15 protein-coding genes are annotated in these 15,377 nt (G+C 65.2%); 5 read left to right on the plus strand and 10 right to left on the minus strand.

Going from position 1 to position 15,377, the window contains the following annotated elements; genetic code table 11:
- Positions 1–136: 136 nt before the first annotated feature.
- Genes H8A95_RS35585 through H8A95_RS35620 form a run of 8 tightly spaced genes read right to left on the minus strand, consistent with a single transcriptional unit; the run spans position 137 to position 8,899 of the window.
- Entirely contained in the window at positions 137–886 is a 750-nt protein-coding gene (locus H8A95_RS35585) for an NAD(P)H-dependent oxidoreductase (protein WP_229187369.1), read from the minus strand.
- 4 nt (positions 887–890) lie between these two features.
- Complete coding sequence (locus tag H8A95_RS35590) at positions 891–2,051, minus strand: ABC transporter substrate-binding protein (protein ID WP_229187370.1); 1,161 nt, start codon at positions 2,049–2,051, stop codon at positions 891–893.
- A 34-nt stretch (positions 2,052–2,085) separates the two neighbouring features.
- The gene (locus tag H8A95_RS35595) at positions 2,086–3,132 is read right to left on the minus strand and encodes a branched-chain amino acid ABC transporter permease (protein ID WP_229187371.1); all 1,047 of its coding nucleotides are present in this window, start codon (positions 3,130–3,132) and stop codon (positions 2,086–2,088) included.
- Positions 3,132–4,004: a branched-chain amino acid ABC transporter permease gene (locus H8A95_RS35600; protein ID WP_229187372.1), complete on the minus strand. Its 873-nt coding sequence runs from the start codon at positions 4,002–4,004 to the stop codon at positions 3,132–3,134. The genes H8A95_RS35595 and H8A95_RS35600 overlap by 1 nt, the downstream gene beginning before the upstream one ends.
- Complete coding sequence (locus H8A95_RS35605; RefSeq protein ID WP_229187373.1) at positions 4,004–5,938, minus strand: AMP-dependent synthetase/ligase; 1,935 nt, start codon at positions 5,936–5,938, stop codon at positions 4,004–4,006. The genes H8A95_RS35600 and H8A95_RS35605 overlap by 1 nt, the downstream gene beginning before the upstream one ends.
- Positions 5,938–6,732, minus strand: a complete 795-nt coding sequence (locus tag H8A95_RS35610) for an ABC transporter ATP-binding protein (protein ID WP_229187374.1) — start codon at positions 6,730–6,732, stop codon at positions 5,938–5,940. The genes H8A95_RS35605 and H8A95_RS35610 overlap by 1 nt, the downstream gene beginning before the upstream one ends.
- Positions 6,729–7,583 (minus strand): ABC transporter ATP-binding protein, encoded by an 855-nt coding sequence (locus H8A95_RS35615; protein ID WP_229187375.1) that lies wholly within the window; start codon positions 7,581–7,583, stop codon positions 6,729–6,731. Before H8A95_RS35615 ends, H8A95_RS35610 begins: the two co-directional genes overlap by 4 nt.
- A gap of 5 nt (positions 7,584–7,588) precedes the next feature.
- Positions 7,589–8,899 (minus strand): phytoene desaturase family protein, encoded by a 1,311-nt coding sequence (locus H8A95_RS35620; protein WP_229187376.1) that lies wholly within the window; start codon positions 8,897–8,899, stop codon positions 7,589–7,591.
- A gap of 253 nt (positions 8,900–9,152) precedes the next feature.
- On the opposite strand from H8A95_RS35620, the gene H8A95_RS35625 reads away from it, so the two are divergent.
- Positions 9,153–9,788, plus strand: coding sequence for a TetR/AcrR family transcriptional regulator (locus tag H8A95_RS35625; protein WP_229187377.1), 636 nt, complete (start codon positions 9,153–9,155; stop codon positions 9,786–9,788).
- An 18-nt stretch (positions 9,789–9,806) separates the two neighbouring features.
- On the opposite strand, the gene H8A95_RS35630 is transcribed toward H8A95_RS35625, so the two are convergent.
- Positions 9,807–10,946, minus strand: coding sequence for a thiolase family protein (locus H8A95_RS35630; protein WP_229187378.1), 1,140 nt, complete (start codon positions 10,944–10,946; stop codon positions 9,807–9,809).
- 15 nt (positions 10,947–10,961) lie between these two features.
- Positions 10,962–11,381 carry a Zn-ribbon domain-containing OB-fold protein gene (locus H8A95_RS35635; RefSeq protein ID WP_229187379.1) on the minus strand — a complete coding sequence of 140 codons (420 nt, stop codon included), beginning with the start codon at positions 11,379–11,381 and terminating at the stop codon, positions 10,962–10,964.
- A 97-nt stretch (positions 11,382–11,478) separates the two neighbouring features.
- Here H8A95_RS35635 and H8A95_RS35640 point away from each other — a divergent pair, with 97 nt between their 5' ends.
- The 4 genes from H8A95_RS35640 to H8A95_RS35655 are packed head-to-tail and all read left to right on the plus strand — an operon-like array spanning position 11,479 to position 15,247.
- Positions 11,479–12,129 carry a TetR/AcrR family transcriptional regulator gene (locus tag H8A95_RS35640; RefSeq protein WP_229187380.1) on the plus strand — a complete coding sequence of 217 codons (651 nt, stop codon included), beginning with the start codon at positions 11,479–11,481 and terminating at the stop codon, positions 12,127–12,129.
- Positions 12,126–13,676 carry a class I adenylate-forming enzyme family protein gene (locus H8A95_RS35645; protein ID WP_229187381.1) on the plus strand — a complete coding sequence of 517 codons (1,551 nt, stop codon included), beginning with the start codon at positions 12,126–12,128 and terminating at the stop codon, positions 13,674–13,676. The genes H8A95_RS35640 and H8A95_RS35645 overlap by 4 nt, the downstream gene beginning before the upstream one ends.
- Positions 13,673–14,464: an SDR family NAD(P)-dependent oxidoreductase gene (locus H8A95_RS35650; RefSeq protein ID WP_229187382.1), complete on the plus strand. Its 792-nt coding sequence runs from the start codon at positions 13,673–13,675 to the stop codon at positions 14,462–14,464. Before H8A95_RS35645 ends, H8A95_RS35650 begins: the two co-directional genes overlap by 4 nt.
- Positions 14,465–14,473: 9 nt before the next feature.
- Positions 14,474–15,247 carry a crotonase/enoyl-CoA hydratase family protein gene (locus tag H8A95_RS35655; RefSeq protein ID WP_229187383.1) on the plus strand — a complete coding sequence of 258 codons (774 nt, stop codon included), beginning with the start codon at positions 14,474–14,476 and terminating at the stop codon, positions 15,245–15,247.
- Positions 15,248–15,377: the final 130 nt, after the last annotated feature.

The raw sequence follows: 15,377 nt of genomic DNA on the forward strand, positions 1-15,377 counted from the left end.
GCATCGTGAGATGCGATCCGGGTGAGGGGGAGTCTCCCAGGTTGTCCCTATCGCCGTCTTCGCGGAGGCAGCCCCTCACCCCAACCCCCTCCCCGTAAGAACGGGGCGGGGGAGCACAGCTGCTTTCTGGGTTACGTCAATCGTCTACGGTTTGCGAGCGCTGCCCAACGGCCCGCGCCGCGATTCCCGGCTTCAGCCGCCAGTCCTGTCCAAAATCCGCCAGCGGATGGAAGAACAGCGGTTCGGTGGTCTCGACCCGCCGCAGCCGCTCGGCGTAGTCGTCGAGGTAGCGGTGCCGCGTCGCCTCGTCGACGAAGTTCACTGAATATGACACGAAAGGCGGCAGCACCTTGCAACCGGCATAGGCCAGGGTGCCGTTCTGGATCGGCCACAGCACCACATCGAGTGCGCCGACCAGCCCGTCGGGCGCGCACATGCCGGGATAGGCGGCGGTCGAGGTCACGACCATGGCGCGGCGGCCGGCGAGGCCGCCGGTGTCATAGCGTCGGCCGCTGCCGTAAATTGCGCCGTTGACGAAGACGCGATCGATCCAGCCTTTCATGATGGCTGGGACCGAGAACCACCACAGCGGAAACTGCAGGATCAGGAGGTCGCACCACAGCAGCTTCTCGATCTCGGCGGTGATGTCGCCGCTGAGCGCGCCACGTTGCAGATTGAATTTCTGCTCGCGGTCGTATTGCAGCCGATCGGGAAATCGCCGTTCGCCAAAGTCTTCCGATGTCGCCACCGGGTTGAAGCGCATGGCATAGAGATCGGAGATCCTGACCGTATGCCCGAGCGCGGTCAGCTCGGCCACCGACCGCGCCAGCAAGGCAGCGTTGAACGACTGCGCCTCCTGATGAGCAAAGACGATCAGGACCTTCATCGCACTAGTTCACCGGCTTGAAGCTGAGCGTCGCCGCGTCGGCCTGCATGATCTGCAGCTTCTGGTTGGAGAAGCGGATGCCGGGGCCGAAGCTGATCGGCGCCATCACGCCGGTCTCGACATTTTTGGTCTTCTCCAGCTCCGAGATGGTGCAGGCCCAGGTCGGCTGCTTGCCGCAGCGCTCGATCGCCGCGATCATGACCCTCGCCGCGGCATAGCCGGTCATGGTGTAGCGATTGATGCCCTTGAACTCGGCTTCCGAGACCAGCGGCTTGGCCTTCTCGAGGAACGCCTTGCCGGCCGCGCCGGCGAACGGTTCGACATAGTCGACCGCGTAGATGCCGTCGCCGGCCGGGCCCATCAGCTTCAGCACCGGCTCGATGCGGCCGGGCCAGAAGATGCCGGTCACCGGCTTGATGCCGAGCTTCTCGAGCTCCTTCATCATCGCGATGTTCTCGGCGATGATGCCGCCGGCCAGGAACACCTCGGCGCCGGTCTCCTTGAGCTGGAGCATGTCGGACGAGAAGTCCTGCTGGCCCTTCTTGTAATTTCCGCTGTAGACGACGTTGAGCTTCTTGGCCTTGACCACGGAATCGAAGCCGTCGCGCACCGTGATGCCGTAATCGTCGTCCTGCGTGATCAGGCCCCATTTCTTGCCGGGGTTCTTGTCGGCAAGGAAATTGACGAGGTGAACGATGCCTTCCTCGTAGGATTGGCCGACCACGAATACGTTCTTGCGCGGCGGCTCCCACAGGAATTTCACCGGTGCGACGTCGATCACGGTCGGGATGCCGGATTTCTCCAGCACCGGCATCACGGCGATCGACTGGCCCGAGCCGGAGATGCCGATCATCGCAAACACCTTGTCGACGTCGATCACCTTCTTGACACCCTGGATGGTGCGAGCGGTGATATAACCATCGTCTTCGAGCACGTATTTGATCTTGCGGCCGTTGATGCCGCCGGCGGCATTGGCCTCCGCGATCGCGATCTTGTGACCGATCGAGGCTGCGACGCCGAGCAGCGCCGGTGGGCCGGTCAACGGCTCGACGTCGCCGATCAGGATCTCGGTGTCGGTGATCCCGGGGTCGGCGGCCGCCGCCGGACCGACGGCAAGGCAGGCGGTGGTGAGCAGCAGCGCGGCCGCCGCCAGATGTTTGATCATTGTTTCCTCCTCATGGTGTTTGCGTTTTTTTTGATTAGTAGCGCAGCGGCCAGTGCACCCAGGCCCGCTTGATGTCGTGCCAGGCGCCGACCAGCCCCCTCGGCTGGAAGCGCAGGAACAGGATGATGACAAGGCCGTAGAGCATGCTCTTCAGCTCCTGCGCCCCGGTCGTGAAGGTTGCGTCCATCTGCGCGCTGAACAGGCTGAAGACGATCCTCGTCGCCTCCGGCAGCAGCACGATCAGGATGGTGCCGAGCACCGCGCCGAGCGCGGAACCGAGCCCGCCGACGATCAGGATCGCCAGCGCCTCGATCGAGAGCAGGAACGGAAAGCCCTCGACGCTGACGAAGGAGAGATAGATGCCGTAGAGCGCGCCGGCGATGCCGGTGATGAAGGCCGAGGTGACGAAGGCGAACAGCTTGTAGGCATGAAGATTGATGCCCATGACGCGCGCCGCGGTGTCGTTGTCGCGGATCGCGACGAAGGCGCGGCCGACCCGGCTGCGGCGGATGTTGAGGGTGGCGAACAGCGTCAATGATGCGACAGCAAGGCAGAGATAGGTGAAGGCGGGATCGCTGTCGAAGCTGATGCCGAGGATCTCGGGTCGCGGCATCTGGATGCCGCGGGCGCCGTTGGTTAGCCAGCGCATCTCCAGGATCACGGTGTTGATGATGAAGGAGAAGGCGAGCGTCGTGATCGCGAGATAGAGGCCCTTGAGCCGGAGCGACGGCGCGCCGACGATCAGGCTTGCGAGCGCCGGCACCAGGCCGGCGCCGAGGAAGCCGACCAGCGGCGGCATGTGATACTTCGACACCAGCACCGCATAGGCATAGGCGCCGGTGACGAGGAAACCGACATGGCCGAGCGAGATCAGGCCGGTGTAGCCGGTCAGGATGTTGAGCCCGAGCGCGCCGGTCACCGTGATCAGGATGATCATCACGAACGACAGCGCGTAGGAGTTCAACACAAAGGGCGCCGCGATCAGCGCCAGTAGCAGCACGGTCGACCATAGCCACACCGGCGGGGAATCGATCAGCGCGACCAGCTCGCCATAGGTCTGCTTGTAATCGCCCGTGCGCATCACACCCTCTCGATGTCGCGTTCGCCGAAGATGCCGAACGGGCGGACCATCAGCACCACGATGATCATGGCAAAACCCGCGACCTCCTTCATGCCGGAGCCGAGATAGCCGCCGGCAAGGTTTTCGGTGATGCCGATCAGGAGGCCACCGATGCCGGAGCCGAGCACGGCGTCGAGGCCGCCGAGGATCGTGGCCGGAAACGCCTTCAGGCCGAGCTGGAACATCGCCGGCGACAGATCGTAGGACAGCGCGAAGAACACGCCGCCGATGCCGGCGATCACCGAGGAGGCGGCCCAGGCCAGCGCATGAACTCTTGTGGCGCTGATGCCCATCAACAGCGCGGTGCGGTCGTCGGCCGCGACCGCGCGCATTGCGACGCCGACCTTGCTGTAGCGGAAGAACGCCCAGATCGCAGCAAGTAGCGCCAGCAGCGTGACGATGACGGCAATCTGCCCGGTGCGCACGCCGATGCCGCCGACATGCACGATGCCGCGGCCCATGCCGATATCGAGCCCGTGTGGATAGGCGTCCCAGATGAAGTTGATCGCCGAGCGCAGGATTACCGCGAGCCCGATCGTGACCATCACGGTTGCGAACACCGGCTCGCCCAGCATCGGCCGCATCACCAGGCGCTCGATGATGAGGCCGAGCAGGACCGCGGCAAGGATTGCGCCGAGTGCCACGACGAACACATTGCCGCTGACGGTGGTCGAGATGGTCCAGGCGATATAGGCCGTGATCATGGTCATCTCGCCCTGTGCGAAATTGACCAGCCCGGTGGATTTGTAGATCACCGCAAAGCCCATGGCGATCAGGCCGTAGATCGCGCCGATCGCGAGCCCCGATATCAGGAGCTGGATGAGATACTGCATCAGCCCTCCGCCTGGTAGATGATGGCGAGCTCGCGCGCGAACTTCTTCTCGATCATGGCGCGACGCACCTTCTGCGTGGCAGTCAGCTCGCCGTCGTCATGGTCGAGCTCCTTCTCGAGGATGGCAAAGCGCCTGATGTTCTCGACCCGGGCGAAGCGCTTGTTGGTCACGTTGACGACGCGCTCGACCAGCTCGTGCACCTCCGGCAGCTGCGACAATGACTTGTAGTTGGTGTAGGCCAGCGCACGGTCGCGCGCCCAGCGGCCGACATTGTCGTAGTCGACCTGGACGATGGCACCGAGATACTTCCTGGCCTCGCCGACCACGATCGCTTCCTTGATGAACTCGGAATCCTTCAGCGCGTTCTCGATCTCGGACGGAGCGATGTTCTTGCCGCCGGCGGTGATGATGATCGCCTTCTTGCGATCGATCACGGCGATCTCGCCATTGTCTAGGATGTCGATGATGTCGCCGGTGCGCAGCCAGCCGCCTTGTTCCAGCGACGCGGTCGAGGCCTTCTCGTCGAGAAAGTAGCCCTTGAAGACGCCGGGGTTGCGCAGCAGGATCTCGCCGTCGCTGTCGAGTTTCCATTCGGTCTGCGGCAGCGGTACGCCGCAGCCGCCGATCCGGTGATGGCTTTCAGTCTGGATGAAGGCGACGCCGCCGCTCTCGGTCAGGCCATAGCCCTGCGAGACCGGGCGGCCGATGATGTCGAAGAAGCGCAGCGTCTCCGGCGAGATCGAGGCGCCCGCACAGAGCCGATGCCGGCTATAAGCGAAGCCGAGATGGCGCTGTAGATTGCGGAACATCAGGAGATAGAGAAGGCCGTAGGCGACACGATCGAACCAGCCTTCCTTGCCGGCCTGGCGGCGGTCGGACAGGGTGCGGCCCCAGGCGAGGCAGGCCCTTGTGAAGCCCTGCCGCAGCCTGCCACTCTCACCGAGCCGGAACAGGAAGCCCTGCTGCAACTTCTCGTAGATGCGGGGCACGCCGACAAAGAAAGTCGGCGCGATCTCGCGGATGTTGATCGCGACCGTGTCGATCGATTCAGCGAAGGAGACGGTGCCGCCGAGCACCAGATGCGTCACCGTGCCGTAGCAGCGTTCGGCGACGTGGCACAGCGGCAGGTAGCTCACCGCCTCGAACGGCTTGTCGGCGATCCCCACGGTTTTGGCGTAAGCGTAAGCCGCGTAAACCAGATTGCGATGGGTCAGCATCGCGCCCTTGGGCGGGCCCGTCGTGCCCGATGTGTAGACGAGAATGCAGACATCGTCGGGTGCGCCCTGGCCGATCAGGCGGTCGAGCGTGGCGTTGGCGTCCGGGTTCTGCTGCGCGTAAGTCTTGCCACGCTCGCACAATGCGGCAAACGACATCAGTTCCTGCTGGCGATAGTGCCGCAAGCCCTTCATGTCGATGCAGACTATGGCCTCGAGATTCGGCAGGCCGCCATTGTTGGCCATCGCGTCGAGCACTTTGTCGGTCTGCTCCTGGTCGCCGGTGACGACGATTCGTGCGCCGGCGTGCTTGACGATATATTGCAGCTCGACCCAGGGATTGGTCGGATAGATGCCGACCGCGACGGCGCCGATCATCTGGGCGCCGAGATCGGCATAGAACCATTCCGGCGTGTTCTCGCCGGCGATGGCGACGCGATCGCCCGGCTTGATGCCGAGCGACAACAGGCCCAGCGCGACCGCACGTGCGGTCTCGTAATAGTGCCGCCAGGAATAGGGGTTCCAGATGCCGTAATCCTTCTCGCGCAGCGCCAGCGCTTCGCCGTGCATGGCGGCACGCTGCCGCAGCAATTGCGGGATGGTGATGGCGGCATCGGCAAGGGTCGCCTCGAGCGCGTCGGCTCCTGCCGCGGGCGCGCTGCGCGCTGCGCTGGCTTGCAGCGACGGATGAGCGGTGCGAAGACTGTCCAGCGTCGACATCACGCGCCCGCCTTTGCCATAGCCTCGGCGCGCTGGCCGCCGAGATAGGCCTCCGCCACGGCCGGATCGCGCCTGATCTCGTCGGGCGTGCCTTCAGCGATCTTGCGGCCGAAATTCAGCACATGGATACGGTCGGAGATGTCCATCACGATCCGCATCTCGTGCTCGATCATCAAGACGGTGATGCCGAGCTCGTCGCGGATGTCGAGCACGAAGCGCGCGATATCCTCGGTCTCCTCCTGGTTCATGCCGGACACCATCTCGTCGAGCAGCAGCAGCTTCGGCTCGCAGGCCAGTGCGCGGGCGAGCTCGACCCGCTTCTGCTGGCCGTAGGACAGTGTGCCGACGACGGCGTCCCTGATATGCTCGATCTCGAGGAATTCGATGATGTGCTCGACGCGCTGCCGCGCCGCGATCTCCTCTTTCCGGGTGCGGCCGAAGAACACCACGGCGTCGAGAACGGTCGAGCGCAGATGGGTGTGGCGGCCGGTCAGGATGTTCTCGACCACGGTGCCGTGCTTGAACAGCGCCAGATTCTGGAAGGTTCGGCCGATGCCGACGGCGGCGAACTTCCACGGCGAGATGGTCGCAAGGTCGATCCCATCGAAAGTGCTGCGGCCGCCGCTCGGCCGCAGCACGCCCGAGATCATGTTGAACAGCGTGGTCTTGCCGGCGCCGTTCGGGCCGATCACGCTGCAAATCTCGCCCGGCGCTACCCGCAGGCTGACGTCGGCGACCGCCTGCAGGCCGCCGAAACGCTTTGACAGGTTCTCGACTGCGAGCAGCGCTGTCACGACAGCCACCGCTTGCGGCGCTTGTAGTGCTTGACGTCGCGCAGGCTCTTGCGGCCGCCGGAGGCGACGCCGAGATAGAATTCCTGGACGTCCTCGTTGGCGGTGAGCTTTTTCGCTGTGCCATCGAGCACGACGCGACCGGTCTCCAGGATGTAGCCGTAGTCGGCGATGTCGAGCGCGCGCTGGGCGTTCTGCTCCACCAGCAGCACCGTCATCTTCAATTCGTCGCGGAGGCGAACGATCACCTCATAGATGCGGTCGATGATCAGCGGGGCGAGGCCGAGCGACGGCTCGTCGAGCGCCAGCAGCACGGGATCGGTCATCAGCGCGCGGCCGATCGCGAGCATCTGCTGCTCACCGCCGGACATGTAGCCGGCGATCTGGTCGCGCCGCTCATGGAGCCGCGGGAACAGCGCGAACACCTTGTCGCGCCGCTCGCGCGCCTCAGCGCCGGTCCTGGTGTAACCGCCCATTTGCAGGTTCTCGTCGATGGTCAGCGCCGCGAACACGCGGCGGCCTTCCGGAACCTGCACGATGCCGCGGCGGACCAGCTCGTCCGGTGCGAGGTGGTGCACTTCGTCATTGCGGAAGCGGATGCTGCCGTTCTCGACGACGCCTTCCTCGGTATAGAGGATACCGGACATCGCCTTCAGCAGCGTGGACTTGCCGGCGCCATTGGAGCCGAGCAGCGCGACGATGTTGCCTTCGGGGACCGCGATCGAGACATCCCGGATCGCCTCGATTGCGTTGTCGTAGACGATGCGGATGTTGCGGAATTCGAGCAGGGCATCCGGCGCCTTTGCCGCGAGCGGCGCTGCTGAAGGCGTCGGATGCGGGATGGTCGTCGGCATCGCGCTCAGACCCGACCGGCCGCGAGGTGCGGCCGCGCGGCGAGGATCGCATCGGTGACGATCTTGCCGGTCTCGGCGCAGGCCTGGGTACCGCCATTGCCGTATTGTTTCACCGCGTCGCCGACGCACCACAGGCCCTCGATGCCGGTCTCGCGCGGCAGGTCGTAACCGGCACAGCTGCGTTGCGCCGGCCAGTCGTCGCGCATTACCCGGACCGAGAGGATTTTGGCCTGGTCGAAATTGGCGAATTGTTCGCGCAGATCTTCGAGCGCCAGCGCGACCTCGGCATCGCTGTCGAAATCGCCGAGTGCAGGCACCGGCACTGCATAGGCGACGTAAAGGTGCCAGCCGGGCGGAGCCAGCTCCGGACAGGTCGCGGAGAGGTTCGCCATGTTGCAAAGCCGGCGTGTCTTGCCGAAGGTGACGATGCCGGGATGGTTGATCAGCGGCTCGCGGCTTGCGACGTTGATGACGATGTTGGCGGCCGGGCGAAGGTCGTTCTTGACCTTCGCGATGTAATCCGCCGGGAACGCCTCGCTGCCGGCGAGCGCGACGGTGGCCTTCGGCCCGGCATTGCTGATGACGAGGTCGGTGTCGATCCGCACCCGCTCGCCGTTGCGCAGCACGGTGACGCCTTCGACCTTGCCGTTGGAAGTGTGGATCGTGGTCGCCGGGGTTTCGAGCCAGATGTCGCCGTTGCGCCGGATCGCGCTGCCGAGACTATTCCAGACGCCGATCGTGCCCTGCGGGCAGAAGCCGAACTTCTTGAAGGCGCCCTTGCTGGTGAAATAGGTGAGGAAGGCGCGGGCCGGCAGCTCGGCGGCGTTGCAGGCGAAGATCGCCGCGCAGAGATTGCGGAACAGCGCGTGCACCGTGGCGTTGCTGGTGTAGCCCTTCAGCCAGTCCTCGGTCGATTGCCGCCCGTCGGGCAGATTGCCGGAGCGCGCGTCGGCGAATTTCTCCAGGATGCGCGAGGCTTGCTTGGTGAGTTGCCCGAGCAGCAGCGACCAGCCGCCGCGGCCGACATCGATCACCTTGCCGTCGATGAAGAACGAGCTCGCGGGCTCCGGCGCACGGATGTCGAGCGGCGCGCCGACGGTGTGGAAGGTCTCCTCGAAAACGCCGCCGAACTCGATCGCGATCGCGCCGATATTGACCTTGAAGCCGTCGATCTCCTCGGTCGAGGCGCGTCCGCCGAGCCTATCCTTGTCGTCGACGACGAGCGTATGCAGTCCGCCATGGGCGAGACGCGCCGCGGCGCACAGCCCGCCGGCGCCGGCTCCGATTACGACAGCATCGACCTTAAGAGCATCCACGCGCAGCCTCCCTCGATGCCGCCGGGTTGCTCCCGGCGTGCGCAACCCGCTTGCCTGATGACGGGCACTCTAATATAATCCGACCGGTCGTTCAAATTATTTTTTGACGCAGGTCAATGAACCGGCGTCGCTTGGTCGACGAGTTCTGGTGGATGGTGCCCGCAAAGGGGAGGAGAGCGCGGAGCGGCGGTAGTATAGAGAGACGGTGGCCGGCCGATTCCGGCGGCGCCGATGGTGCACGAGAGAGACGGGTATGGCGCGGACGCGCTCAGAAAACTACGACGAGATCCAGCAGGGCATCCTCACCACCGCCTGCGGCCTGTTCGCGCGGCAAGGCTACATGCGTGCCTCGATCGCGGACCTTGCGGATGCCTGCAAGCTGTCGCGCGGTGCGCTGTATCATTATTTCGACTCGAAGGAAGCGATCCTGTTCGCGATCCTCGATGCGCATATCCGCGAGATGATCGCGGATGTCGAGGCCGCGATGGCCGGCAAGGCGGCGACGCTGGAGCAGTTCCGTGCCGCGATCCAGGCCATCGTCGCGCTCAATGCGCGCTCGAGCGACGAGCAGCGCGTGATCCTCAACGACCTCTCGTTCCTCGGCGAGACCGAGCAGGATGCGATCAAGGCGCTGGAGCGCCAGATCGTCGACACGGTCTCGGATCTGTTGGTAAAGCTCGACAAGGAAGGCAAGATCGTCAAGCGGACCAAGAAGATCTACAGCATGATGCTGTTCGGCATCCTGAACTTCAGCCACACTTGGTACGACCCGAAGGGCGGCGTCGATCCCGGCGAGTTCGCCGACATGGTGGTGGACCTGTTCCTGTACGGCTTCACCATGCCGGTGCCGGCCAAGGACGCCGCGCGGCCGCTGCGCCAGCGCGCATAGGGCCATCGCGGCGACAAGTCAGTTCTGCAGGATGTGCACGTAACAGACCGCGCCGACGCCGACCATATGCGCGAGGCCGGTCCGCGCGCCCTGATGCTGGCGTGCGCCGGCTTCGCCGCGGAGCTGCATCACGATCTCGCCGATCTGGCCGATGCCGGTCGGGCCGATCGGATGCCCCATCGCGATCAGGCCGCCGGAGGGATTGATCGCGCATTGCCCGCCGATATCGAGCGCGCCGTCCTTGAGCATGCGAACGCCATGCCCCTCGGGACAGAGCCCGATGCTCTCGATGTAGTGCAGCTCCTCGACCGTGAACGCGTCGTGCAGCTCGATGATGTCGATATCCCCGGGTGTCACCTTGGCCTGCGCCAATGCGAGGTCGGCGGTCTCCTTGGTGAGCGCCGCGTCGAAGCCTGCGCCGGGCGCATAGACCCGCTCGCTGCGGCCGACGGACGCCGTGGTGCGGATGGCGCGGCCGGCGTCGATGCCCAATCGGCGAATGCCATCCTCGGATGCAACGATGACAGCGGCGGCGCCTTCGCCGATCGGCGTGCATTGCAACGAAGTCAGCGATCCGGATACGCGCTTGCCGCCGAGCACCTCGTCGAGCGTGCGCTCCTGCTGCCGTTGCGCATTGGGATTCTTCGCGCCATTGCGGTGGTTCTTCACGGCAACCAGCGCAATGTCCTCGGCGGTGGCGTTGTGGCGGACCGCGTATTCATTGGTCAGCAACGCGAAATGCGTGAAGGGGACGATGGCGTCCTCCGCAAGATGTCCGATGCCGGTCTCGGCGCGCCGCACCGGATTGCGCTTGTCGACGCCGATCGCCAGCGCAACGTCGGAGATGCCGCTGGCGACCTCGATGCAGGCATGGCGGAACGCGGTCGAGCCGGAGGCGGACGCATTCTCGACATGCATCAGCGGCGCGCCGGTCGCGCCGAGATGGCGCAGCATCGGCCGCCCCGACGCCATGCCGAGCAGCGCGGTCGCGACATAGGTCGATTCAACCGCGGGCCATTCGATGCGCGCATCTGCAAGCGCGGCGCGGATCGCGGTGAGGCCGAGCGCCACATAGGGCGTCTCGCTCGGGTTCTGGTAGCGGTGCCAGCCGATGCCGACGACGTAGACCGGCCGTAAATCGTTGAGTGAGCGTGTCATGGCGGAGCTCCAAAATCAGGATGCGGCGCTGAAGCGGAGATCGAGCACGGTCTCGCCGCTCTCGCTCTGCGTCGTCGGAACGAGCCTGCCGGTCACGCGCTGACCCGGTGCGACGCGTGCGCTGTCGTCGGCCAGCAGGGTGCGGATGACAGGGCCGTCGTCGAGCGCGACCTTGACGATGGTGAAGGGGGCCGGGCGGTTCTTGTCGGCGTGGAGGTGAACGGTCGCCTCGGCAAGCAGTGTTCCGTTGGTCGAGAGTTCGTACGGCGTCAGCGCATCACCATGGCTGCCGCAGCGCTCGCATCCATAGGTCTGCATCGGGAAGAACACGTATCCGCAGCGGCAGCGGCCGCCCTTCAGGCGAGCTGTCGCTCCGTCCCCATCGCTCGATCCCGCAGAATAAAGCTCTGGTTTCAATAGTTTGCTGGGCTGCATGCGTTTCCTCCAAAGAAACTTGTTGACTGACCAACAAACATTAATCTAGCTTGAATGCAAGCAAGAAGTCGCCGCACGGCAAAGGGAGCGAAGCTGAATGGCACGAGCAGTTCGACGCGCGCAGGAGCCGCGAGATGACGCGCTGGCGTCACGGCGGACGCAGGTCGAGCGCCGCGATGAAGCGGAGCGGCGGATCCTCGAAGCGGCCGCGCTGATCGTCGCCGAGAACGGGCTGGACGCGATCACGTTGGCGGAAGCGGGCGAGCGTGCCGGCTACAGCCGCGGTCTGCCGTCGCATTATTTCAAGACCAAGGCTGATCTGTTGTCGGCGCTCGCCACCTACGTCATCGAGTCATTCATCAGCACGCGCCGCGCCGCCGCGCCGGAATTGACCGGCTATGACGGCCTGATCGCGTCGTCCAAATACTACTTCATGTTGCCAGCGCGGAATCCCGTTATGGCGCGCGCCTTTCACGCCGTGCTGGCGGCTGCGCTCACCGTGCCGCCGATCACGGCTACGGTCGCCGGGCTCAATCGCGAAACGCGAGGCGAGATCGCCGCCGGCTTGAATGCCGGGATCGCGGCAGGCCGGCTGCGTGCCGACATCGATCTGGAGACTGAGAGCGCGCTGATCCTCGCGACGCTGCGCGGATCGATTGCGCAGTGGCTGGTCGATCCGGAAGGCGTCGATCTCGAGACAATGAGCGTGCTGTTCATCGCGGCGGTCGAAGGAAGGTTGGCGAAATGAGCATCCTGCCGAACAGCGTCGAGCATTGGGCCGCCAACCGCCCTGACGATGTCGCCTTCATCGAGGGCGATCGTCGGATGACCTGGTCAGAGCTCAACGATGCCGCGAACCGCGTGGCGCATGGGCTGGCGGCGCGCGGCGTCGTCGCCGGCGACATCGTGGTGTTGCGGACCCAGATCCGGATCGAGTGGCCGATCCTGAGCGAGGCGATCGGCAAGCTGCGCTGCTCGCTGCTCGGGCTGAACTGGCGGCTGACGCCGTCGGAGACGCAGTACGTCCTGTCCAACAGCGGCGCCCAGGTCATCGTCTGTGACGACGAGGATCCTTCGGCGCTGAAGCCGGCATTCGAGGGCCTGCCGATCAAGCTCGCGGTCTCAATCGGCGCGGCGTCGCCCGGCTTCGTCGCCTTCTCCGATCTACTCGCCGCATCCGCCGAGCCGCTATTGCATTCAACCGGCCGCCCGCCGCTGATCCTCTACACGTCGGGCACCACGGGCCTGCCCAAGGGCGTGGTCTCGGTGCTGCAGCCGGGTGTGCAGATGGACGCGCGCACCAGCGAATATCTCAGCGATGTCGCATCGACCCGGCGCGGCCAGCCCGGCGGCGTCTCGCTGTTGACACTGCCGCTGCACCACGGCGCCGGCCCATCCCAGGTCTGGGGCGCGATCCAGCTCGGAAACCCTACGGTCTTGATGCGCCGTTTCGATCCCGAAGGCGCGCTTCGTCTGATTGCGACACATCGCGTCACCAACTGGACCGGCGTTCCCACCATGTACAAGCGCCTCGCGGCGCTGCCGAAGCAGGTGCTCGACGCCTACGATGTGTCGTCGATCCGCGCATTGTCGGTCGGCGCCGCGCCGGTGCCTTACGAGCTCAAACGCTGGATCATCCGCTATTTCGGTTCAGGCGTGCTCGGCGAAGGCTACGGCGCGACCGAAGTCGGCATGATCAGCTTCCTGCCGCCCGAGATGCAGGAGCGCAAGCCCGGCTCCAGCGGCCGTCCACACAAGCATGTCGACATCTCCATTCGCGATGCCGATGGGCGTGAACTGCCGCGCAACCAGTCCGGCGAAATCTGGATCAGGACGCCGGTGACGATCCGCTCCTATCTGAACGGCAAGCCGCTTGGATCTGATACGCGCGACGACGACGGCTATTTCCGCGTCGGCGATGTCGGGATGCTGGACGACGACGGCTATCTGTTCATCACCGACCGCGCCAAGGACATGATCATCGCCGGCGGCGTCAACATCTACCCGGCCGAGATCGAGGCCGCGATCCTGAGGCATCCGGACGTGCAGGACGTCGCGGTGATCGGCATCCCCGACGACGAGTTCGGTGAGCAGGTCAAGGCATTCTGCGAGCTGAAGCCGGGCCACATCACCGACGAGGCGGCGATCCTCGACTTCTGCCGCGACCATCTTGCTTCGTACAAGCGGCCGAAGACGCTGTCGATCGTCGATGAATTGCCACGCAACACCATGGGCAAGTTGCTCAAGCGCGAATTGCGCGAGCCCTACTGGAAGGGACGGGAGAGAAACGTATGAGTGATATCCTCGATCTGAACGGCAAGGTGACGCTGATCACCGGTGCGGGCCAGGGCGTCGGGCGCCAGATCGCGCTGCACTTCGCCGCGCACAACGCCGCAGGCATCGTCGTCAACGACTACTTCCTCGATCGCGCCGAGCAGGTCGCGCGCGAAATCAATGCTGCCGGCGGCAAGGCCATCGCGGTGCAGGCCGACGTCACCGATCTCGCATCTGTCAAGGCGATGGTCGGCAAGGCCGAGCAGGCCTTCGGCCCAATCGATGTCCTCGTCAACAATGCCGGCAACGCCGGCGCGACACCCGATCCCGATGCGCGCAAGCCGTTCTGGGAGACCGGCCCTGATGTCTGGAACAGCTTCATCGGCGTCAACCTCTACGGCGTCATCAACTGCGCCTCGGCCTGCGTTCCGCAGATGATCGAGCGCAAGGGCGGACGTATCGTCACCATCATCTCGGATGCCGGACGTGCCGGTGAGGCGGGCCTCGAGGTCTATTCGGCTGCGAAGGCCGGCGCGGCGGGCTTCACGCGCGCAGTCGCACGATCGCTCGGCCGCCACAACATCACGGCGAACTGCGTCGCGATTGCCGCGACCCTGACCCCGGCAATCGAGGCGCGGTTGAAGGCCAATCCCGAGATGCAGAAGAAGATGATGGAGAAATACGTCATCCGCCGCCCGGGATTGCCGTGCGATGTCGCCAACATGGTGCTGTTCCTCGCCTCCGATGCGAGCGCGTGGATCACCGGTCAGACCTATCCCGTCAATGGCGGCTTTACCTTTGCATTGTGAGGCGCATCGATGACCACCGAGAACGAACAGGTCGTTCTGACCGAACGGCGCGGCCATATCCTGGTCGTGACCCTGAACCGTCCCGAGGCGCGTAACGCCTGCAATCTCGCGCTCGCGCGCGGCATCTCCGATGCGATGGATGTGCTCGATGCGGAGGATGAGCTGTTCGTCGGCGTCATCACCGGCGCGGGCGGCAATTTCTCGGCCGGCGCCGATCTCAAGGCGGTAGCGCGCGGCGAGCGTGGCGTGACGGAGCGCGGTGGTTTCGGATTGTTTCGCCGGCCGCCCCGCAAGCCGTTGATCGCCGCGGTCGAGGGCTATGCCGTCGGCGGCGGGCTCGAGCTCTGCCTGTCGTGCGATCTGATCGTCGCCGCGCGTGACGCCAGGATGGGATTGCCGGAAGTCCGGCACAATGTCGTCGCCGTCGGCGGCGGCCTGTTCCGGCTGCCGAAGCGGATTCCCTATCATGTCGCCATGGAGCTGGCGCTGACCGGGCAGTTCAAGGACGCGGCGTACTTCGAGCGTCTCGGGCTGGTGAATCGCCTTGTCGAGCCGGGGCAGGCGCTCGAGGCGGCGATCGCCCTCGGCAACGAACTCCTCGTCAACGGTCCGACGGCGCTGGCCGCCTCGAAGGAGATCGTCTTCCAGGCCGCGAACTGGACCGATGAAGAGGGATGGACCGCGCAGGCGCCGATCGCGGAACGCGCGTTCAACTCCGAGGATCGCGTCGAAGGGCTGAAGGCGTTTGCCGAGAAGCGCAAGCCGGTGTGGAAGGGGCGCTGATCATGCAGGCTGCTGCCCGCCGGGGGGCGCTTCCGGCTGCGATCGCGGATCGGCTCCGGCTGCCGCTGATCGCGGCGCCGATGCTGCGCGTGTCCGGCGTCGAACTCGTGACGGCGGTCTGCCGTGCCGG

Origin of the sequence: Bradyrhizobium oropedii, assembly GCF_020889685.1 — a bacterium.
In the GTDB taxonomy this organism is placed as follows: Bacteria; Pseudomonadota; Alphaproteobacteria; order Rhizobiales; family Xanthobacteraceae; genus Bradyrhizobium; species Bradyrhizobium oropedii.